Annotated in this window: 21 protein-coding genes and 1 pseudogene; 18 read left to right on the forward strand and 4 right to left on the reverse strand. The window is 49.7% G+C overall.

What is annotated here, in order from left to right:
- Positions 1-20: 20 nt before the first annotated feature.
- From KTH89_RS12825 to KTH89_RS12865, 9 genes are all read left to right on the forward strand, one after another.
- On the forward strand, positions 21-284 hold the full coding sequence (locus KTH89_RS12825) for a DUF4315 family protein (protein WP_002566668.1): 264 nt from the start codon (positions 21-23) through the stop codon (positions 282-284).
- Positions 274-1,041, forward strand: a complete 768-nt coding sequence (locus tag KTH89_RS12830) for a DUF4366 domain-containing protein (RefSeq protein ID WP_002566667.1) — start codon at positions 274-276, stop codon at positions 1,039-1,041. The genes KTH89_RS12825 and KTH89_RS12830 overlap by 11 nt, the downstream gene beginning before the upstream one ends.
- On the forward strand, positions 1,038-3,128 hold the full coding sequence (locus KTH89_RS12835; RefSeq protein WP_002566666.1) for a DNA topoisomerase 3: 2,091 nt from the start codon (positions 1,038-1,040) through the stop codon (positions 3,126-3,128). The genes KTH89_RS12830 and KTH89_RS12835 overlap by 4 nt, the downstream gene beginning before the upstream one ends.
- Before the next feature lie 209 nt (positions 3,129-3,337).
- The gene (locus tag KTH89_RS12840) at positions 3,338-3,493 is read left to right on the forward strand and encodes a hypothetical protein (protein WP_002566665.1); all 156 of its coding nucleotides are present in this window, start codon (positions 3,338-3,340) and stop codon (positions 3,491-3,493) included.
- A gap of 10 nt (positions 3,494-3,503) precedes the next feature.
- Positions 3,504-3,980: a hypothetical protein gene (locus tag KTH89_RS12845; protein WP_002566664.1), complete on the forward strand. Its 477-nt coding sequence runs from the start codon at positions 3,504-3,506 to the stop codon at positions 3,978-3,980.
- A 49-nt stretch (positions 3,981-4,029) separates the two neighbouring features.
- On the forward strand, positions 4,030-4,233 hold the full coding sequence (locus tag KTH89_RS12850) for a hypothetical protein (protein ID WP_002566663.1): 204 nt from the start codon (positions 4,030-4,032) through the stop codon (positions 4,231-4,233).
- 102 nt (positions 4,234-4,335) lie between these two features.
- Positions 4,336-4,935, forward strand: a complete 600-nt coding sequence (locus KTH89_RS12855; protein ID WP_002566662.1) for a helix-turn-helix domain-containing protein — start codon at positions 4,336-4,338, stop codon at positions 4,933-4,935.
- A gap of 133 nt (positions 4,936-5,068) precedes the next feature.
- Positions 5,069-9,730, forward strand: a complete 4,662-nt coding sequence (locus KTH89_RS12860) for an LPD25 domain-containing protein (RefSeq protein WP_238721977.1) — start codon at positions 5,069-5,071, stop codon at positions 9,728-9,730.
- A gap of 3 nt (positions 9,731-9,733) precedes the next feature.
- Positions 9,734-9,934, forward strand: a complete 201-nt coding sequence (locus KTH89_RS12865; protein ID WP_003509281.1) for a transposon-transfer assisting family protein — start codon at positions 9,734-9,736, stop codon at positions 9,932-9,934.
- A gap of 47 nt (positions 9,935-9,981) precedes the next feature.
- Here the strand turns inward: KTH89_RS12865 and KTH89_RS12870 are convergent, their stop codons facing one another.
- The 4 genes and pseudogenes from KTH89_RS12870 to KTH89_RS12885 form a co-directional block, all read right to left on the reverse strand.
- The gene (locus tag KTH89_RS12870) at positions 9,982-11,148 is read right to left on the reverse strand and encodes a protein kinase family protein (protein WP_238721978.1); all 1,167 of its coding nucleotides are present in this window, start codon (positions 11,146-11,148) and stop codon (positions 9,982-9,984) included.
- A gap of 221 nt (positions 11,149-11,369) precedes the next feature.
- A complete protein-coding gene (locus KTH89_RS12875; protein WP_002566658.1) occupies positions 11,370-11,741 on the reverse strand; it encodes a cysteine-rich VLP domain-containing protein in 372 nt (123 codons plus the stop codon).
- Positions 11,738-13,074: pseudogene (locus KTH89_RS12880) on the reverse strand (relaxase/mobilization nuclease domain-containing protein). The gene KTH89_RS12875 and the pseudogene KTH89_RS12880 overlap by 4 nt, the downstream one beginning before the upstream one ends.
- A complete protein-coding gene (locus KTH89_RS12885; protein ID WP_002566656.1) occupies positions 13,035-13,364 on the reverse strand; it encodes a plasmid mobilization protein in 330 nt (109 codons plus the stop codon). Before KTH89_RS12885 ends, KTH89_RS12880 begins: the two are co-directional and overlap by 40 nt.
- A 377-nt stretch (positions 13,365-13,741) precedes the next feature.
- Between KTH89_RS12885 and KTH89_RS12890 the strand changes: the two genes are divergently transcribed.
- From KTH89_RS12890 to KTH89_RS12930, 9 genes are all read left to right on the forward strand, one after another.
- Positions 13,742-14,578, forward strand: a complete 837-nt coding sequence (locus KTH89_RS12890; protein WP_002573990.1) for a tyrosine-type recombinase/integrase — start codon at positions 13,742-13,744, stop codon at positions 14,576-14,578.
- 336 nt (positions 14,579-14,914) lie between these two features.
- Positions 14,915-15,199, forward strand: coding sequence for a hypothetical protein (locus KTH89_RS12895; RefSeq protein WP_018595755.1), 285 nt, complete (start codon positions 14,915-14,917; stop codon positions 15,197-15,199).
- Between the two features lie 28 nt (positions 15,200-15,227).
- Complete coding sequence (locus KTH89_RS12900) at positions 15,228-16,415, forward strand: nucleotide sugar dehydrogenase (RefSeq protein WP_002566654.1); 1,188 nt, start codon at positions 15,228-15,230, stop codon at positions 16,413-16,415.
- A 21-nt stretch (positions 16,416-16,436) separates the two neighbouring features.
- The gene (locus KTH89_RS12905) at positions 16,437-17,729 is read left to right on the forward strand and encodes a glycosyltransferase family 2 protein (RefSeq protein ID WP_002566653.1); all 1,293 of its coding nucleotides are present in this window, start codon (positions 16,437-16,439) and stop codon (positions 17,727-17,729) included.
- Entirely contained in the window at positions 17,707-18,744 is a 1,038-nt protein-coding gene (locus KTH89_RS12910; protein WP_002566652.1) for a glycosyl hydrolase, read from the forward strand. The genes KTH89_RS12905 and KTH89_RS12910 overlap by 23 nt, the downstream gene beginning before the upstream one ends.
- Positions 18,745-19,332: 588 nt before the next feature.
- Entirely contained in the window at positions 19,333-19,776 is a 444-nt protein-coding gene (locus KTH89_RS12915; RefSeq protein WP_002566650.1) for an RNA polymerase sigma factor, read from the forward strand.
- A complete protein-coding gene (locus KTH89_RS12920) occupies positions 19,773-20,012 on the forward strand; it encodes a helix-turn-helix domain-containing protein (protein ID WP_002566649.1) in 240 nt (79 codons plus the stop codon). Before KTH89_RS12915 ends, KTH89_RS12920 begins: the two co-directional genes overlap by 4 nt.
- A 429-nt stretch (positions 20,013-20,441) precedes the next feature.
- Positions 20,442-20,645, forward strand: a complete 204-nt coding sequence (locus tag KTH89_RS12925; RefSeq protein WP_002566648.1) for an excisionase — start codon at positions 20,442-20,444, stop codon at positions 20,643-20,645.
- Positions 20,646-20,724: 79 nt separating this feature from the next.
- The gene (locus KTH89_RS12930) at positions 20,725-22,002 is read left to right on the forward strand and encodes a site-specific integrase (protein WP_002566647.1); all 1,278 of its coding nucleotides are present in this window, start codon (positions 20,725-20,727) and stop codon (positions 22,000-22,002) included.
- The last annotated feature ends 79 nt before the right edge of the window (positions 22,003-22,081 follow it).

Below are 22,081 nucleotides of genomic sequence, written 5' to 3' on the forward strand. Positions count from 1 at the left end.
CCAGAAAGGAGTGTTTGACTATGGCAATGAACAAATTGGAACGCATTGAAAAGGACATTGAGAAAACCAAGGACAAGATCGCGGCGCTGCAAAAGCAGCTTCGGGATCTGGAAGCGGCCAAGACGGAACAGGAAAACTTGCAGATTGTCCAGCTTGTGCGGGACCTGCACATGACGCCCCAGGAATTTGCCGCCTTTGTCCGGGATGGCGCGTTGCAGGCACCCCCAGCCCCGCAGCCGGATTTTGAGCAGGACGAACAGGAGGAAACCGCCGATGAAGAATAAAGCCATTCGCATGTTCACCGCAACACTGGCCGCTGTGCTTTGCATGGCGGCTGTTTCCGTCACCGCCTACGCCGGAGGTGTTGACCCTCACCCGCAGCCATTGCCGGAGGAAACGGAAAAACCCACCACCGGGGGGATCGAGATGGAGCCGGAGGACGTACCCGTCACACCCAAGGGCAATGCGGCGCTGGTGGATGATTTTTTCGGGGATAAGCAGTTGATCACCGTCACCACCAAGGCCGGGAATTACTTCTATATCTTGATCGACCGGGCCAACGAGGACAAGGAAACGGCGGTGCATTTCTTAAACCAAGTGGACGATGCCGACCTGCAAGCACTGTTGAAGGACGGCGAGACCAAGCCGGAACACTGTACCTGCACAACCAAGTGTGAGGCCGGGGCTGTCAATACGAATTGCCCGGTGTGTAAAAACAACATGAACGCCTGCACCGGGCCGGAGCCGGAAGAACACAAGCCGGAGGAAGCCAAGCCGCAGGAGGAAAAGCCAAACGGCATAGGCGGCCTTGTGGTGTTCCTGGCGGTCGTTCTGGCAGGCGGCGGCGCGGCTCTTTACTTCTTCAAGTTCCGCAAGCCAAAAGCGGACATCAAGGGCGGCGACGATCTGGACGAGTACGACTTTGGGGAGGACGAGGACGACGAGGAAGAAGCCCCGGAGCCAGATGACACCCAAGAGCCGGGGGAAGATTGGTTGATCGAGAAAGAAGCACCTGAACCAAACAAGGAGGATGAGGAATGAGTATTCAGTTAGTGATTGCAGAGAAACCGAGCGTGGCCCGCAGCATTGCGGCAGTGATTGGAGCGGAGAAAAAACAGGACGGCTACTTAGAGGGAAACGGCTATCTGGTGAGCTGGTGTATCGGCCACCTGGTTTCCCTTGCCGACGCCGGGGCCTATGACGAGCGGTTCAAAAAATGGCGCTATGACGACCTGCCGATTATCCCGCAGCAGTGGCAGTACATCATCCCGGACGAGAAGAAAAAGCAGTTTGAAATCTTACGTTCCCTGATAGAGCGCACCGACGTGGAGAGCCTTGTGTGCGCCACAGACGCCGGGCGAGAGGGAGAACTCATTTTCCGTTTCGTCTACCAGATGGCGGGCTGCAAAAAGCCGTTCAAACGTCTTTGGATTTCCAGCATGGAGGACGGGGCCATCAAGGACGGCTTTGCCCATCTAAAACCGGGGGCAGACTACGACAGCCTGTATCAGTCGGCTCTTTGCCGGGCGCAGGCGGATTGGCTGGTGGGGATCAACGCCACACGGCTTTTCTCCATCCTCTACCACAAGACCCTGACCGTGGGCCGGGTGCAGACACCCACCCTCAAAATGCTGGTTGACCGGGAAAGCCAAATCGGCAATTTCAAGAAAGAGAAATACCACGTTGTCCATATCGCGGCGGGCGGCATGGAGGCGGCCAGCGACCGCTTTACAAGTCCTGACGATGCGGAGGCGGCTAAGGCGGCTTGCGCTGGGGCACAGGCTGTTTGTGTTTCCGTCAAGCGGGAGCAAAAAACGGAGAAACCGCCCCGCCTCTATGACCTTACCACCTTGCAGCGGGAGGCTAACCGGCTCTTTGGCTTTACCGCCAAGCAGACCCTAGACTATGCCCAGCAGCTTTATGAAAAGAAGCGGCTGACCTATCCGAGAACAGACAGCCAGCACCTTACCGACGATATGCAGCCCACAGCGGAAAGCCTTGTGTCCGGCCTCTGGCCGTTGCTCCCCTTTGCAAAGGGGCTTGACCTCTCCCCGCAGTTGGGCCGGGTGCTGAACAGCAAAAAGGTGAGCGACCACCACGCCATCATCCCCACGATGGAGTTTGTGCAGAAAGGCTTTGACGGGCTGACCGAGGGGGAGAAAAAACTTCTCTCCCTTGTGTGCTGCAAGCTCCTGTGCGCCGTGGCCGCGCCTCATGTGTTTGAGGCCGTCACCGCCACTTTCACCTGTGCCGGGAAAGAGTTTACCGCCAAGGGCAAAACCATCCTGACGCCGGGCTGGAAAGAGATTGACCTCCGTTTCCGTACTTGCTTTAAGGCCGATGCCAACGAGAACGCGCCGGAGCTGGCGCGGGTACTGCCTGAGATCACCGAGGGCCAGACCTTTGACAAGGCGGAGGCCAGCATCACCGAGCATTACACCGCGCCCCCGAAGCCCTACACCGAGGACACGCTACTTTCGGCTATGGAACGGGCCGGGGCCAAGGATATGCCGGAGGACGCCGAACGCCAAGGTTTGGGAACCCCGGCCACCCGCGCCTCCATTCTGGAAAAGCTGGTGCAGATGGGCTTTGTGGAACGAAAAGGCAAGCAGCTTCTTCCCACCAGGGACGGCCATAACCTTGCCTGCGTCCTTCCGGATGTGCTGACCTCTCCCCAGCTTACGTCTGAATGGGAAACGAAGCTGACGGCCATTGCCAAAGGTCAGGCCGACCCGGAGGACTTCATGCATGACATTGCAGAAATGACAAGGAGCCTGATTGTGGGCTATTCGCAGATCAGCGAGGACGCACAGAAGTTGTTTCAGGATGAGCGTGTGGCTATCGGCAAATGCCCCCGTTGTGGGGAGAGCGTCTACGAGGGCAAGAAAAACTATTCCTGCGGAAACCGGGCCTGCCAGTTTGTCATGTGGAAGAATGACCGATTTTTTGAGGAACGGGGCAAAGCGTTCACCTCGAAAATCGCCGCCGCTCTGCTGGGAGACGGAAAGGCAAAGGTAAAGGGACTGCTCTCTCTGAAAACCGGCAAGACCTACGACGGCACGGTGCTTTTGGCCGATACCGGCGGCAAGTATGTGAACTACCGCGTGGAACAGAGGGGCAAAAACTAAAAAACAGCAAGCATAGGGAGTGTAGCCACACTCCCGGTAAACTCCCTGTCCCGGCCATTCTGCCGGGCGGGAATTTTCACTTTGGGAAGGCTTCAATCCCCCTGTCTCATGAACCCCCGTTTGTGCGCAATGGATTCAGATTTGCTTTTCAACATCGGGTATCCCTGCTATAATATGCGCAAGGAGTATGTCATGCAAAAGAGGAACCGATGAAACAACCGGATAAAAAATCACGTTTGAATGGTATGGCTGCGATTGGGATGGGGCTTGGCCTGATTTTTGGAATTTTGTTGAAGGACCTCCCGCTGGGCCTTTTGATGGGAGCGGCACTGGCTGGCTTTGGAAATATGACAACGAAAAGGTAGGCGAATGGTTATGAAAAAATGGATACTTATTTTTAGCGCAATCGCATTGCTTTTGTTTTCACTGACCTTTGTTCTATGTAGCCGGGAAAATAATCTGGCAGCACTGTCCAGACAATGCGGGATTGACTTAACGATAGGGAAAGTTGTTTCCCACAAGGATACGCATGGTGGATTTCATGGAGATGGTGTTTCCTACACAGTGGTACAGTATCCCGATGATTCCATCGGTGAACAAATGGAAGAAAGTGAAACCTGGCATACACTTCCACTTCCCGAAAACTTAGATACTTTCCTATACCAGCCATACGATGATGAAGTATCTATACCGGAAATACAGGACGGATACTATTATTTTTATGACCGCCATTCGGAAAGTAGGAATCCATATGATGATTCCGAGTTGTTCCAACGTTTTTCCTTTAATTTTACCTTTGCAATTTATGATCAAAGCTCCAATCAAATATATCTCATTGAATATGACACATAAAGGTAGTCGATCTGTTTGATTTTAAGAACGGCTTAGACCAGGAGGAACAATGTATACGAACAGCCGGGAGAACGAAGTCCGTTTGCTGAAACGGTTATGGGCAGAGCTTCCAACCATATGCCCCAAATGCCACCAAGCGGAATTAGAGCATCTTCATAAGAAAGCGAAAAAGAGTAATCTGGACTGGAAGTGCCCTGCCTGCGGAGAAATTTACCGCACCATAAACATGCTGAGTGAGCTGCCGGATTCTTAAATTTCTGTATGGCCTGGCTCTTGCAACCTACGGTTGCGTTTTAGTTGGTAGCCTGCAACCGGAATGTTGATGTATGATGAAATCTGAAAGGAGGGCGTGAACATGGCACTGAGCGAAAACATTAAAGCCAGGCGTACACAACTAAAAATGTCCCAAGAGTATGTTGCCGATCAGTTGGGCATCAGCCGTCAAGCTGTTGCAAAGTGGGAAGCAGGAACCAGTGAACCGACATCTAAAAACTTATCGGAACTGGCTTCTCTCTTTGAAATGAGCATTTCTGAATTGGTTGATCCTCAAACCTATGCCGAGGAACAAGAGACGCAGGAACAAAAATTAAGTACTAAGCAGCGAAATGCCAAGATGCTTTTTGGCAGGTGGGGGGCTGTCATACTGATGAATGCTGGCTGGGACGGCTATTCTTCCGGTCTGTATGGTACAGACTTCCCGTACTATTGGTTAGCCATTTTGGCGGTTGGTCTTGTATTGCTGTTTATCACATCAAAGGATATGGGGAAAAAGCATAGGCTTGAAGCATTGCAGATTATACTTGGTCTTTCCATGATTTTCTCTGTTTTCTTTTTGCCGCGCATCATTCCTTTGGAGCAGGTTGGAGTGACGTATCTTCTGGCAGATGTGATTACTGCAATCTGCGCGATTCTATTAAGTTTGAAATATTGGCGGCATATTTGGAAGGTTAAATAAAACAAAGGCCGTGTAGGCCCCTCTTATTCACAACTAAATACCAGCCGCCCACCGGCGGCACAACCCAGCAGGAAATCTTTGAAACGGTTTCCTGCTTTTCTTATGCCATTTTTTAGGAAGGATGTGACACCAAATGTCTTATAGCTCTTATGACCATGACGATTTAGAACCGGCCAGCACGATGCGGATCGAGCGCCGGATTTACTTTGAAAGCGGCAAGGCCGATCTCTCCGAAGCGGTAAAGTTGCCCCTTGCGGAGCTTCTTTCTCTGCGGGCGGAAAGCGCCGCCGCAGAACAGGAAGTGTTTGACCGTTTGAAAGCGCAGGCCGCCGCATGGGAGAAACAGGCCGGAAGAACCCTGTTTCTGGACAAAGTCCTGGAATATGCCCGGACGCTTCCCGTCACGCACACTTCCAACCAGTGGGAGCAGCCGGACAACTACCGGCATATCCGCAGCAACATGGTTTACCAGATGTATTACTCCATTTCAGAGAACACCCGGTACGACAGCGCCGCCCAAACCTCCGTCCCTTACTCCTGGACATTAAGCTGGAGCCTGCGCACCAACGCGCCGGGCAGCTACCGGCAGGCCAAGATTGCCGGACAGGATCGGAAAGTCTTTGCCAGCCGGGAAGCACTGGACAAGTACCTGAATGGCCGTATCAAGGCACACGCCCATTACTTTACGGAAATTTCCCCGGCTATCCCTAAGGAATACGCCGACTATTTCAAGGTCAACGGCTGTCTGCTCCCCGGCTACACCATCGAAGGGGAGGAACCGGCAAAAGCCGCAGAGCTTCCCACACAGGAGGAACCCATGCAGCCGCCAACGTTCAACACCACCCCGGAACGGAGAGCCTCCGTGAACGAAGTATGTTCCATTTTTCTTGATAACCACGCCGAAGCACAATCCGACGAACCACATGGCTGCTGGCTTTCCCTGCCAACGACCGCCGAACAGGTGCAGGCCGCCTTAAACGAAATCCATATCACCGCCGACAACCAGCAGGATTGTTTCATTGCCGGTGTTTCTGCCCCGGAGGGGCATCCGCTGGAACTGCCGGAGGACTTGATACAATCCGCCAGTGTGGACGAACTGAACTTCCTTGCCGTGCAGCTTCAAAAGTTGGATGCTGTGGAACGGTCGCAGTTAAACGCCGTCATGCAGTCCCTGGAGAAATTTCAGACCATCGGGCAGGTCATCGACTATTCCGAAAATACCGATTGCTTTGTTCTCATTGACGCCAAAGACTACCGCACCTTAGGGGATTACTACCTGAATCATTCGGGCCTGATGGTGATTCCCGATGAATGGAAACCGGCCATTGACACGGAACGGCTGGGCCAGTTTATTGCCCAGGGGGAACAAGGCACATTCACCGAGTACGGGTATCTTCTGCGAACCGGGGACAAATGGCAGCGCGTCCATGAGGGCCAGCCAGTGCCGGAAGAATACCGGGTGATGGCCTATCCTGCGCCGGAAATTATGCGGGAGGAAAGCAAGGTGCAGCCGGAGACGGCAGCTCCCGCAAAGGCCCCGCAGCCTGTCACCCCCATTCTATTAAACAGCCAGAACAGTACCGACCGTATGAAAGAAATCACCGACCGGATGGAAATCGGCATACAGGAGCTGTTTGAGAGTGAACGCTACAAAGCCTATCTCACCTCCATAGCGAAGTTCCACAGTTACAGCTTCAATAACACCCTCTTGATTGCTATGCAGGGGGGCCAGCTGGTAGCGGGCTACAATAAGTGGCGGGACGAGTTTCACCGCAATGTGAAGAAAGGCGAAAAAGCCATCAAGATCCTGGCCCCGGCCCCGTTCAAAGCAAAGAAGGAAGTGCCGAAGCTGGACGCCCAGGGCAAGGTGGTGATAGGCCAGGATGGAAAGCCAGTCACCGAGGTACAGGAAATCCAAGTTCCGGCCTTCAAAATCGTGTCCGTCTTTGATGTAAGCCAGACCGAGGGCGAGCCGCTGCCCTCTATCGGCATGGAAGAACTGACCGGCAGCGTGGAACGGTACGAGGAATTTTTCAAGGCGCTGGAACAGACCTCCCCCGTCCCGATGTCCTTTGAGGACATCCCCGGCGGCTCCCACGGCTACTACCACTTGGCAGAACAGCGGATCGCCATTCAGGAGGGCATGAGCGAATTACAGACCCTAAAGACGGCCATCCATGAGATCGCCCATTCCAAGCTCCACGCCATCGCCCCGGAAGCCCTGGCCATAGAGCAGGCCGACCGCCCCGACAGCCGCACCCGCGAAGTGCAGGCCGAAAGCGTGGCTTATGCCGTTTGCCAGTACTACGGGCTGGATACCTCCGATTATTCCTTTGGCTATGTGGCCGGTTGGAGTTCCGGCAAGGACTTGAAAGAGCTGAAAGCCTCCCTTGAAACCATCCGGGCCACCGCCCATGAACTGATTACCACCATTGACGGCCACCTTGCCCAGCTTCAGAAAGAACGGCAGGCCCAGCAGGAACAGCCGCAAACCGCACCGCTGGAACAGGCCGCTGAGCAGCCAGACCCAGGCAGTGCATTTTCCAAGTTGCCCCCCAAGCAACAGCAGGAAATGACCGACAGCGTAAAAGCCATGCTGCAAACCCTCATTGAAGCGGATTTAAAATCCACCGGCGAGGTATCACAGGGAACCAAGGAGGCGGCGCAGGAACAGGGCTTTACCATTGCCGGGGACGGTTCACTGGAAAAGGCCGAGGCCCCGCAGGAAGCCGCCTACCGTCTGGAAAGCGGCGATTACCTGTATATCCAGACATCGGAAAACGGTTATGACTACACGCTATATGGCCCTGACTACAAGGAGCTGGACGGAGGCCAGCTTGACAATCCCGACCTGTCCCTTATGGAAGCTGGAAAGGAAATCCTTGCTGCCCATGAGCTACCGGCTGGGACGATGGAACCCCTGACCGGCGACGCGCTGGACGGTTTTCTGGAAGCCGCCAAGCAGGCCAACGCCATTCCCCAGCCGCAGGCATGGAACGGAATCGACGGTATTTTGAACGGCAATCCCTTGATGCCGGATGTATCCCCGGCTGACCGGGCGGCCGCCCTGATCGCGCTGGCCGAACAAAGCGCCCCACGTTTGGGAAGGGAAGAACGGAAGTTGATTATGGACTATGCCGACGCCGTGAACGACCCGCAAAAAATCATAGGGCTGATCAACCACCTATGTGAACAGGGGTATGAACTTCAACACGGCAAGATGGATGACGTTGTAAAAAGCCAGATTGTAAGTGAGATGGCCGTTGCCAGGGCGGAACAGACCATCGCCTGTGACCCGGAAGCCGAGCCGATTGTCACGATTCTTTGGAGTGAAAGCCCCCACTTAAAAGATGGCCAGCAAATGCCATTACATGAGGCCGACGCTGTTTTTCAGTCACTGGACGAGGCCCAACGCCGCGGCCGAGAACAGCCGGGCTATACGGGAAGCTGGTACGACAAGACCAGGTTCCGCATTGACTTTACCATGCAGGGCCAGCCGGACAACTACGAGGGGCGGCAGGACTTTGGCGATGGGGACGGTTCCCTGATTCAGCATATCCGGGGATGCCACGAATACTACGAACAGGATGAAAGCTGGAAAAACCATGTGCTGCACCATGAGGGGCCGGAGGCATGGGAAGCGGACAAGGCCCAGCGGGATATGCTGCTGCATACCTTTGTCCCATATCTCAAACAGCACTGCAACCTTTCCCGTATGGAACAGGAGGCCCAACACCTTTTACGATCCGGCGATCCCCTGTTGCCAGAGCAGACCGCCTATTTGGACGCCTTGGTGGAGTATGTAAGAGAGTGCCGTCCGCTTCTCAATCAGGGAGAATCGTTACCGGAGCCGCCGCAGCTTTTCGACTTTGATAAGAGCTTGCAGGACTATAAGGCGCAGGTCAAGACCGAGCTGGAACAGGAAGCCGCCACTGCCGGGCTGACGGTGGAGGAATATATTGACTCTGGTTCCTATGCCCCGGCGCAGCCTAACTTTTCCATCTACCAAGTGCCGCCCGGCCCGGAGGGGCGCGACTTCCGCTACCGTTCCTATGAGGACTTGCAGGCGGACGGGCTTTTGGTGGACAGGAAGAATTACCAGCTTGTCTACACCGCGCCGCTGGATAAGGACACCACACTGGACGAGATTTACCGCCGCTTCAATATGGAACATCCCGCCGATTACAAGGGACGTTCCCTCTCTATGGGGGATATTGTGGTGTTCCGGCAGGACGGGGAACAGACGGCCTACTATGTGGACGAGGGGGCCGACTACCGGCAGGTGCCGGAGTTCTTCTCCCAGCCGGAAAAGCAGCTCACGCCGGACGAGTGCATGACCGGCGAACAAATCCAGACGCCGAGGGGACGTTTCTATCTGACCGACAGGAGCCGGGAACAGATGGAGGCTGCCGGGTATGGATTCCACCACCAGTCGGAGGACGGCAAGTATCTTATTATGGCAAACGGCACAAGGGCCTTTGCCATCCCGGCCCAGCAGGACAGCCACATCAAAACCGCTGAAATGTCCACCGAGCAGAACTACAACATGATTGACGGCATGATGAACAACGCCCCGTCCATGGAGGAACTGGAAGCAAGGGCGAAAGCCGGGGAACAGATTTCCCTTTTGGATGTGGCCGAGGCAGCCAAGGCGGAGGCCAAAAAGCCCAAGCAGACCCGAAAGACGACGCAGAAACAAAAGAAACCGTCCATCCGGGCGCAGCTTGCCGCCGCCAAGGAGGAACAGAAAAAGAAGCCCCCGGCGCGGGAAAAATCAAAAGAAATGGAGGTATGAGGAATGTATTTCACCGTGGAAGAAGAAAACCTGATCTGTCTGTACCACAACGCCGACCGCCGCAGGACGGCGGCAAATCTCCGGGCAGCTTTGCCGGACATGGACAAGGAAATGGCGGCGCTGGCCTGCCAGACCGCCGATAAGCTGGACGCCATGAGTGACGCCGACTTTGCGGCGCAGCGGTTCCACTTCACAGACGAGTAAGCAAAACGCCGGGCGCGAGGGCTATATGGCCCTTGCGTCCGGCATTTTTATATGGTCTTAAACGCTGAAATCATATCGCGAATATTTTGAAATCTTTTGGTTTTATCCGGGTTCAATCCTCTCTCAACAAAATTTCGTAAATTCTGATTCGTAATTTTTTCAGTATTAGTTTTACCTGTCATTACAAAATAAATAACTCTGGTGAGAGCATAAGTTTCGTGAACTATGCCATAAGTGTTAAACCCCTCGACAACCAGTGCAGGATCATTAAAATAACCCTTGAACTCCGTATTAACCGTTGTTAGCGTACTATCAGGAATTTTTACAAGTCCAAAATCTGAAAGTTTAACTACAAGGGTATCGTCGTACTCTTTCAGGATAATATTTTTAGGGCTTATATCACGATGCAGATGTCCTTTTGAATGAAGATAATCAAAAGCGCGTAATATTTGTTGGGCAATTCCTTTTCGCTGTATAATTGTTAAGGTGGAGTTATGAGCAGCGATATATCCGTCCAGTGTATAATCCATATATTCCATAATATACTCATTTTTATCTGGATTGTAGCAGTAAACTTCAAGTATGTATGGAGAAGATAGATCATTCATTACATCAAATTCTCTTTTGAAACGGGCCATTTCTTTATCTGTAAGTTCCTTTTTTGCACGCTTTAAAATAAAAGGCCGATTATAAAAAGTGTCCTTATATTTATAAACATTAGCATAAGAACCGCTTCCGATCAGCTTCAAATCAAATGTAAAATCTTGTTGCTTATGTGAAATGGTTATGCTACTAAGAGGTAAAAAAATAGGAAGTGTATAATATAATTCGACCTTTGCCATATTGGGCGGTAATGAACTGCCTCCACTTGAACTAAGGAAATCTCGACAGCGTGTAAGTAACTCTAAATAGTATGGGTCTATTTGAAAGGCTAAAGGCGTTGCTTTTAGTGAACTTACTAAGCTGAATATAATTTCGATTCTCTTAATTAAATCTCTGCTCGGTTCTGCCCAAAAGTGTGCTTCATGTTCCCCAGTTGGTAGCCTTTCGTTCATTGTTCTAAAAAGTCCAACCAGATCATGATGTAAGGTCATAAGTATTTCCCGAAGTTTTTGATTTCTAAATGATTTATATAAATCGGAGTATTCCACATTTATTTGACTACATGATAATAATTCTCTGTACTGTGATTCAATATAGTTTTCAATATTCATACAAGTTCCACCGTTTCCCGCTTTGTTTTACTGTATTATATCATGCAATTACATAATCGGCAATTATCCAAAACGCCGGGCGCGGGGCTGTATTGCCTCTGCGTCCGGCATTTCTTGTTTGTCCATTTTCCCGCATTTAGAACCCCGTTTTGCGGGGAACAGGATAACTTTATCCATCTGCCTGCTGTCCATGCGGAAAAGCCCTTGATTTCCGTGTATTTTTACCGTCCTAAATGCGTAGACAGGAGGTATCTTTTCCGCTGGCGTTCCGCCTCTTTCTTTCGGCGTACCTGCACCGCACAATCCGGGCAGTATTTGGCCCGGTTGGAGTTGGGCGTAAAGGCCGCCCCGCAGACGGTGCAGCGTTTGATATCATCCCGGCCTTTGGTGATTTCGGCGCACAGGGCCGCGTCCAGCGGCAGGACGGCCACCTTGAACCACCGGCACAGCAGCGAATAGGAAATACTCTGCACACAGACACATTCCTCCCCATCGTCCAGCAGGAGGCAGTTTCCGTTACAGTAGTTGCAGCACTCATGGGTGAGCCTGCGGGCCTTGCGGTATTGGGGGTAACTCATTCTCGGTATATTCATCGTTCCTGCGTAAGCTCCTTTCCCGGCGCTGTCCGCAAAATGCTGTCCACATTCTGTTTGACAATGCCGTATTCTTTCAATTTTTGTTTCGCTTCGCTGTATTGTGCGGACAGCCGTTCCCGTTCTGCGTCCAGCTTTTTATACTCGGTTTTGAGGGCGTACAGGTTGGGGAGCTTTGTGATCCCAGCCTCTTTGAGCGCCTTTGCCGCCGCCTTTCATACAATATCAGTTGGCTTTCATGCTGCCGCTGGAACGCGGCCTTGTCTTTGACATTTCGCAGTTCCAGCACCACAGGCCGGAGCTGCTTGTAGGCGGAGAGGTTTTTTATCAGCAGCGCCATATCCCCAAGGCGGCGTTCTGCGTCTTTCAGGGCGGAGGCCGCCGCGTCGCCCACCGCGCTGATCTCGGCCAGCCTGCTTTCCAAGTCCTCGTAGCTGTCAATCTGGTGTTCCGTGATGAAGTTTAAGGAGTTGGCGGCCTGTTTCAAGTTGTGCAGCTTCGCCCACCGCGCATAGCCCGCCGACTGCTGGGCCTTGATACTGTCCTCCAAGGCGATCCGCAGGGAGATTTCCCCGGCGCTTCTTCTGCGCGGCCCTCGGTCGATGGCAATGCCCTTGATTCGCTGGGTGATCCGTTCCTCGGTGTAATCCTCCCCCAAGGTCTTGCAGCGGGTGAAGCGTTCCTGTCCGGGGGCGCGGAATGAAATAAACTTGCCCTGTTTGACTTCATAGCCCTGCGCCTCCATGAGCTGCAAAAAGCTGTCAAAATCTTTGGACTGCGGGATGGCCGCGTCGATAGCAATTTTTAGTTTTGCTTTCCAGCTCTTGCCCTTTTTCTGTGCGTCCCACTCGGCATAGGTCTTGCCCTTGTCCTTGCCGGGCTTTACCACAGACAGGCCGTGTTCCTTGCACAGCCGGTCGCTGGTGCGCCGGATAAAGGCGTAGCTCTGACGGTTGGAAATGTACTTGCGCTGGTTCGCCATATCCACGGCGCAGATAATGATGTGGTTATGCAGGTGGCCCTTGTCAATGTGGGTGGTAATCACATAGGGGTATTTGCCTTGCAGCACTTCATCGGCAAGCTGCCGCCCGATCTCGTGGGCCTGCTCCGCCGTGGTTTCCCCCGGTTCAAAGGCTTGTATCAGGTGATGTGCCAGATTGTTTCCCTTTTGGTACGCCTGATCCAGCAGCATTTGAAATTCTATATCCGCCGTTTCATAGGAACAGCCATAGGAAGAAACGAACAGCTTTTCATCGGTCTTGTCCGGGTTCTCGATGTAGTCCAGCGCCTTTTTCAGCGTTGACTTGATAGGATGGATCTTTGTAACTGCCATATCTGTGCCAGCGCCCCCTTGATGTCCTCCAAGTCCTGCGCGTACACAGTCCCGGTACTGTTGATACGCCTTGCAATCTGGTTGATGTTGACGCCGATTTTTTGCAGCTCTGCGGTCTGCGCCCGGACGGGGCCGGTGTCGATATGGACGATATAGCCGTCGATCAACATTTTCCGGGCGTAGGCAGAAAAGTTCTTTGTGCCAAGCTGGGCCATCTTCTGTTGGATCAGCGCCCGTTCCTCCGGCGTCACTGGGACGCGCAGCACAAATTTCCGTTTTCGGTTTGCCATTGGTTCACCTCCGTTCATTCAGGGGTTTGGGGACTTCCCCAAGATACAAACGGGAAGCCGTTTGCCGGGAGTGTGGCTACACTCCCTATGCTTGCTGTTTTTCTTTTCCTCCACTCCTAATACTCTGAGAAGCCATCAAACTACCCGCAAAATAGCGCTTTGGAAAGAAAAATTTGCAAAAAAATAAGAGGCCCTTGGCCTCCATACAACAAATGATAAACAAATGCCGAATCCGTTTGACGCGTTCGCTTGACGGTCCGTGTCTACAGCACATCGTTAAACTTACCCGTTCTTTTGTTTTACCTTTGCAGAGAATACGGTATAAAAGATTCTGTCATACTACTTTCATACTATCAATTTAGAAGAGGTAAAACACGATGAAACAAAATTACAATGAAATCTTGCGGGAGTACCGCATCTACTTGACCGAACATGAAAAATCTCACGCAACCATACAAAAGTATGTTCGTGAGTTGGTTTGGTTTCTTTCATTTTTACAGGGGGAAGAACCTACAAAAGCAAAGGTGCTGGAATATCGAGAGCAACTGCAACAGAGCCACCATGCCCGCACCGTAAATGCCAAGCTGTCCGCCATTCATTCCTATCTGGACTACCTGGGGCTGGCGGCCTGCAAGGTGAGGTTTTTGAAAATCCAGCATACGGTATTTGTGGATGACAGCCGAGATTTGACCGAAGCGGAATACCACCGCTTGTTAGACGCTGCCAAAAGGAAAAAGGACAGCCGCCTGTATCATGTGATGCTTGCCATTTGCACCACCGGAATCCGGGTCAGTGAGCTTTCCTTTCTGACTGTGGAGGCATTGCACAAAGGAAAAGCGGAAATCCGCATGAAAGGCAAAATCCGCACCATTCTCTTGACAAAAGAGCTGTGCCGGAAATTGAACGCCTATGCCAAAGAAAAAGGCATCCGAACGGGGTATCTGTTCTGCACCCGTACCGGAAAGCCCTTAGATCGAAGCAATATCTGTCATGATATGAAAAAGCTGTGCCGGGCGGCGCGGGTAAATCCTGAAAAGGTCTTTCCCCACAATTTGCGGCACTTGTTTGCAAAATGCTATTATGCCATCAAAAAGAATCTGGCATATCTTGCGGATATTTTAGGACACGCCTCCGTGGACACCACGCGTATCTATGTAGCTATGGGCACACGGGAACATGAGCGAACCTTACAGCGGATGCATCTGATCTCATAGCACCACGGAATAATGATTCTGTGGTTCCATGGCCCCCTTGCTCAGTTACAAGTAGAACTGATTAACTCTATTATAAGTGTATCAGAGCAGATTTTCAACCATTTATTACATATAGAACAGCAAAATAAATACGAAAAATAGACCTGCACCGCGAAATATGTGCGCAGGTCTGCTTTTTATGCCTGTCAGAACGCCCTTAGTTGATTAAAATAATAATTTTCTTCCTAGAAGCAGTAACGATTACCCCAGAATCATTATTCTGCGGTAATTGAATCGTTCAGAAAAGGAAAGTTTGTGGTTAGGATATTCCCTTTGAAATGGCAGGAGGTGAATAAAGTGGAAGAAAGATGGTCGGTAGAATTGTTGGAGTGCTTGGCCCAGAAGGCCGGATGTGGGTATCTGTCGGATTTGCGGTATCTCAGCCCATGGGAGCAATTCCATCTGTCCAGGGAGCTTTTACATGTTCCTTCGGAAGCCTTTTCGCTAAAAACGTGGAATGACGCCTTGGCTTATCTGACGGGTCTTTCCCAGCAAGCGGATGCATCCGCCGCGAAAGAAACGTTGATGAAGCATCTATCGGAACACTGCAGCGGTTTGCAACGTCATCCGAGCCGAGAATGAATTTGAATAGAAAGGTGGTTAGAATGCTATGCAAATTACTGTTGTAGGCGCAGGTTATGTGGGGTTATCTCTTGCCACTCTGTTAGGCCAAAAGCATGAAGTAATAGTGCTTGATATTGATGAAGAAAAGGTTGCGAAAGTTAATTCCCGTATTTCTCCCGTTCAGGACGTATATCTCGAAAAGTTTTTTGCCGAAAGAAAACTAAATTTGACAGCCACTGTAGATACGGCAATAGCATATAAAGACGCCGAGTATGTAATTATTACAACACCTACTAATTATGAGGATGAAACCAATAGCTTTGATACTCATGCGGTTGATTCCACCATAGAAATTTGTATGGCAAATAATGATCATTGCATTATGATCATCAAAAGTACGGTTCCTGTTGGGTATACAAGGAGTGTGCGAAAAAAATATAACACCAGCCACATTCTATTTTCCCCTGAATTTTTAAGAGAAACGAAAGCCCTATACGACAATTTGTACCCTTCCAGAATTGTTGTTGGTACAGATATTGCAGACCCTGCTATGGTTATCCATGCACAGGTTTTTTCAACCATCTTGCAAGAGTGCGCAAATAAAGAAGATATTCCCGTCTTGATTATAGGGCTTGATGAAGCAGAAGCCGCTAAACTTTTCGCTAATACTTATTTAGCCATGCGTGTTGCGTTCTTTAACGAATTGGATACCTTTGCAGAAATGAATGGGTTAAGTACAAAGAACATCATAGATGCAATTTGTCATGATCCTCGAATTGGTAAGCATTATAACAATCCATCTTTTGGCTATGGCGGATATTGCCTCCCGAAAGATACAAAGCAGTTGAAATCAAGTTTTCATGATATTCCTGAAAATTTGATTACCGCTGTGTGTCAGGCAAACCACACCAAAAAAGGCCATGTCATAAAGGGAATTCTGAATAAACATCCTGGCACAGTTGGTATTTACCGCTTAACGGCAAAGTCTAATTCTGACAATTTCCGTTCAAGTGCTGTTTGGGGTGTTATGGAGGGGCTTTCCAAAGAAAAACAAGAAATTGTAATATATGAACCCTTATTAGGCGATGCCGCAGAGTTTATGGGTTATAAGGTTGTACATTCTTTTGCGGAGTTTAAGCGTTCATGTGATGTTATTGTTGCTAATAGAGTTTCCAGTGAACTCTCGGAAGTTATGTATAAGGTTTATACAAGAGACATCTTTGGAAGAGATTGACCCGGCGAGGCGGTGATTGTAATGTACACATTTTTCTTGATGGTCGAGGATTATATCAAAACTCATAACCTTCACCTCTTTATGTTTTTCTTCGCATTCATTTTCATTCGATGGGGAATAGTATTTTTCCATGCTATTCGATATAAGCCATATGATTATGAAGATAAAGAAATAAATTATTTTACATCGGTGCTGCTCCCAGTCGTTGACGAACCATTAGATCTATTTTATAGTGTTCTGATGAAAATAGCACGCCAGAATCCGTCTGAGATTATAGTTGTCATTAATGGGCCAAAAAACGAGGGGCTTGAAAACCTGTGTGTAGATTTCAACAGGAATTTACCAATTTGCTTTACTCCTGTTCAGCATTATTATACACCTGTTGCCGGTAAGAGAAATGGGATCCGTGTGGCAATGGAGCACATTAATCCGAATTCCGATATAACAGTGCTTGTGGATAGTGATACGGTATGGACAGAGGATACTTTGTCCGAGTTGCTGAAGCCTTTTGCTTGTGATCAAAAAATTGGCGGTGTTACAACCAGACAGAAAATACTTGATCCTGACCGCAAACTCGTAACCATGTTTGCAAATTTGCTTGAAGAGATCAGAGCTGAAGGAACGATGAAAGCAATGAGCGTTACAGGCAAAGTGGGCTGCCTTCCCGGCAGGACAATTGCTTTCCGTACTCAGATTTTGATAGATGTGATGTATGACTTTATGAATGAGACATTCATGGGATTTCACAAAGAAGTATCCGATGACAGAAGCCTCACAAACCTGACGCTCCGAAAGGGGTACAAAACAGTTATGCAAGACACCTCAGTAATTTATACAGATGCGCCCACCGAATGGAAAAAATTTATCAGGCAGCAGTTAAGATGGTCGGAAGGTTCACAGTATAACAATCTGAGAATGACTCCTTGGATGTTAAAAAACGCCAAGCTGATGTGCTTTATTTACTGGTCAGATATGATTAGTCCGATGATGCTGGTTAGCGTTTATGCCAATACTATAATTTGCAAGGTGTTAAATATACTTGGCTGCGCGATTCCAACATTGGCATATACCGCTCCATGGTGGCAGATCATTCTCTTTATTCTTCTTGGTTGTATCATTAGTTTTGGTTCACGAAATATTAAGGTTATGAGAAGTGTGAAGTGGTATTATACATTACTGCTTCCAGTATTCATCCTTGTTTTAACTGTTGTCATGGTTCCTATCCGATTGCTAGGCCTTATGCTCTGCTCTGACGATATGGAATGGGGCACCCGGAAATTGGAGGAGGACAATGATAAAGTGGAAGTTCCTTAATTGCATTTGTATATTCGCGGCTGCTATATTTATATTATGGGTTGGTTGCAACGAACAGCCTGTCGATACCGAGAAGGCCGATGGCTCTGACAGCATTGCGTCTATTGAGGCTCCGAGTAATAGTCAAGCTACACTGGAAGAACCAACTACGGAATCTATTGTAACAGAATCCTCAGTTGTCGAGTCTGAATATTATCCTATTACAGAGGGACAAAGATATTTGGGCGTTTATGTTCAAGGCCCCGAAGAGACTGATGTTTTAGCTGACAGCATCAATACTTTAGCTTGGTTTGATCGTTTTGATCAGACAAGTGATTACAAGATTTCTTTATGTTTAGACGACAATAAATATATAGCGTTTATCACTTTGCAGCCTACCGACTGGGACTTAAAATTGGTTTCTGACGGGTATTATGATGATTTAATTATTGAATATTTTAAGAAACTCTCTTCGGATAACAGAGCCAATACAGAACTTTTTGTTCGATTAGCGCATGAAATGGAAATGAGGCCCTCTTACAAATCTGGTTGGTACAGTTGGCAAACAGATGATGCTCACGCATATGTAAACGCTTGGGTTCACATTGTGAACTTGGGTAGGGAATATGCTCCCAATGTTAAGTGGGTATGGTCTCCCAACAGGGCAGACGAATACACAACGAAATATTATCCAGGTGATGAGTATGTTGATTATGTCGGATTGACATTGAATAACACATTGGATTCCCGTGAGAGTTTTCAGCAATTCTATGAAAATGAAGGTCAAAGAGACTATTTGGAAGCATATAATAAGCCAATTATTTTTGGAGAGATCGCGGAGCATAGCACCAGTGATGAAGTTCGCAATGAATACATACAATCTGTTTTTGATTATCTTGGAACCTACGATAAATGCATCGGTTTTATTTTCTTAAATCAAGATATAGAAAGTGCAAGACAATACAAGTTTACAGATTGCGAATTGATATTAGATACATTTATTGAGAATGCGAGGGATTACATTTGTGCGAAATAAGAAGTTTACAAAGTATCAGATCATGACGAGAGTTGGAACGATTATCAGCATTTTACTGTTTGTTGTCCTTGGATTTTGTATCGAAGTTATTTTCTAAAAAAATGGAGAAAGTGAAAGATGGAACATCAAACCAAAGGAACGTTGCGCAATCAGGCCGTCATTACATCAGCCGGATCGCCCCGAGCAACCACACCGCGGTTCGTAAGGTATTGGATGGGAGCAATTCCCCCTAACGCTGATCCCATTGGCGGTTTCAGGAGGGAGCCGTCATGTGTAGAACGGGATATCGACCAACGGAAATGGGAGTAACACCGTTAAAAAAAACATCCCCCGGCCCGTGGGAAATGTGGCCGGAACCATGAATTTGCGTATGCAATAAAATATCATACTATTTTTTTGTTCGCCCGGAGGGTTTATGCCCTTCCGGGCGAATTTTGTTATTTCCTTCGGCCCGCTCTATCGGTCAAACACTTTTTCAAAATTTTTTTAAAAAAGTGGTGTTTGGCGGGTAGCTGGAGGCCTTTCAACAGTAACTTTGGCGGAAAGGGAGAAAACCACCGAAATCCCCCACAGAAAGGGGGTGAAAAGATGGAAACGATCCCCCGCAATGATTTTATCCTGCGGCACCGCTATGATGCTTTCTGCAAAGCGGTACTCCGCAATGAGGCTAAAAGCTACTGGTCGGAGATGGCGCATCGCCGCGAACGTGAAAAGTCGCTGGATGCTCTGACACAAGAGGAAATGGACAAGCTCTCAGTCGTGGATGATTACCCCAGCGACAGCTACGTTTTTTCGTCGTATGGGTATGACCTGCTGATCGACAACGAGCTTGTAGCCGAGGCGTTCGCCAGCCTGCCGGAACAGGAACAAAGCATTTTGATTTTGCACTGTGTTCTGGATTTGGCAGACGGAGAAATCGGCAGCCTCATGGGAATGTCCCGCAGCGCCGTACAGCGTCACAGGACAAGGACCCTGAAACAGTTGCGTATGAAATTGATGGCGTTCATGCCAGAGGGAGGTAAACGCGGATGAAGGAACCTACATTCAACGGCAGAGAGCTTCTTCCCCTTTCGGTGATGGAAGCTGCCCACGCTGGGGATGCAATGGCTATGGAGCAAGTGCTGCGGTACTATGAGGACTACATAAACAAGCTCTGCATCCGCACCTTGTATGACAGCAACGGCATCCCCTATGTGTGCGTGGACGAGTATATGAAGCACCGTTTGGAAATCAAGCTCATTCATTCCATCATCGTTGCCTTGAAGTAACGACCCGGCCACGGTAACGGAAATGTCTTATTACTCTCTTTCCGCATTTCCGCCGGCTCGGTGGCTGATGTATGTACCTTGACAAATACGCCCGCAGGACAATGGCGGCGCGTCATAGGGCATACGGACACATTCTGTCTACACCGAGCCGGACGGCGGGTGCGCCATGATGCTGGTTTCTACGAAAACAGCGGAGCGACAACCACCCAGCCGCAAAATAAGCGTAGCTGCTTATGGGCGATGACGTGCAGGCAGGACAATGATACTCCCTTACAGCCACAGTCCGAGCGTTAAAAGCGTCACAGGCAATGGGTAGGGCCGTGTGAGAACCACACGGGGGTGAAAAGCCCGTGGAGCTGGGCCGCCAGCCGTCCGTGTTTTGCCCACATTTACAAGGAACCTTTGCTTTGAACAGAAGGAGGCCATATTATGAGTAATAACGATGTGCCTATTTGGGAAAAGTATACGCTTACCATTGAGGAAGCGTCGAAATATTTTCGCATTGGAGAAAACAAACTGCGTCGGCTTGCCGAGGAAAACCCATCCGCTGGCTGGGTGATTTTGAACGGCAACCGCATCCAGATCAAACGGCAAAAATTTGAAAAAATCATTGATTCTCTTGACACAATCTAGTGAAAAAGAGCCTTGACTATGCTATAATACTCTTAAAGCGTGTCAAGGCTCTTTCCGTCATGGAAAGGAGCATGACGAAATGTCAAAAAAAGAACGAGATGAAAAAAGGCGGGACAGCAAAGGCCGCCTTTTGAAATCTGGAGAGAGCCAGCGAACAGACGGAAGATACGCCTACAAATATACGGATACCTTTGGAGAACCGAAGTTTGTGTACTCATGGAAGTTAGTCCCTACGGACAAAATCCCTGCCGGAAAACGCCCGGATATTTCTCTGCGTGAGAAAATCAAGCAGATACAAAAAGACCTTGACGATGGGATTGACACCATCGGTAAGAAAATGACCGTGTGCCAGCTATATGAAAAGTATATCCGGCAGCGGGGCAATGTGAAACGGGGAACCCATAAGAGCCGCCAGCAGTTAATGAAACTTCTGTCCGAGGATAAAATCGGAGGGGCCAGCATCGACAGCGTGAAGCTGTCTGACGCCAAAGAATGGGCCTTGCGTATGCAGGAAAAGGGCGTGGCCTATCATACCATCTGCAACGGCAAGCGTTCCCTGAAAGCCATTTTTCACATGGCCGTACAGGACGATTGCCTCCGCAAGAATCCCTTTGACTTCCAGATCAATGAGGTTATCAACGACGATACCGTACCAAAGGTGCCGCTTACCCCTGCACAGGAAAAGGAGCTTTTGGGCTTCATGCAGAGTGACCCCGTTTATGCCAAGTATTATGACGAGGTATTGATTCTGCTGGAAACCGGACTTCGCGTTTCCGAACTCTGCGGCCTGACGCCTGCCGACCTGAATTTTGACAAGCGGTTTGTGAATGTAGACCACCAGCTTTTGAGAAGCACCGAGGACGGCTACTACATCGAAGCGCCAAAGACAGACAGCGGTTATCGCCAGGTGCCTATGAGCGCAGCGGCCTACAAAGCATTTCAGCGTGTGTTGCACAGGCGAAAGGACGGCAAAGGCGTTGTGGTGGACGGGTATAAGGGATTCCTGTTCTTAAATCGGGACGGACTGCCGAAAGCGGCTGTCAACTATGATTCCATGTTTCAGGGCCTTGCCAAGAAGTTCAACAAGTTCCATGCGGAACCGCTGCCGGAGGTCATGACGCCACACACCATGCGGCATACATTCTGTACCAGAATGGCAAATGCGGGCATGAACCCCAAGGCATTGCAGTACATTATGGGGCATTCCAATATCGTTATGACGCTGAACTATTACGCCCACGCCACGTTCCATTCCGCACAGGAGGAAATGGAACGGCTGCAAGCCAAGTCACAGACCGCCGCCGCAGTCAACGCGCAGCCTGCGTCAGAGAGCGCCCAGGAATCCAAGGCCGCATAAGATACGCAGAATGTACTACTGTTTGTACTACGTTTGAGAACGAAAACATGAGGGGTAATAAGAATGTTTGTGAGGTTCT

Origin of the sequence: Diplocloster agilis (assembly GCF_019042275.1) — a bacterium.
GTDB lineage: Bacteria > Bacillota > Clostridia > Lachnospirales > Lachnospiraceae > Diplocloster > Diplocloster agilis.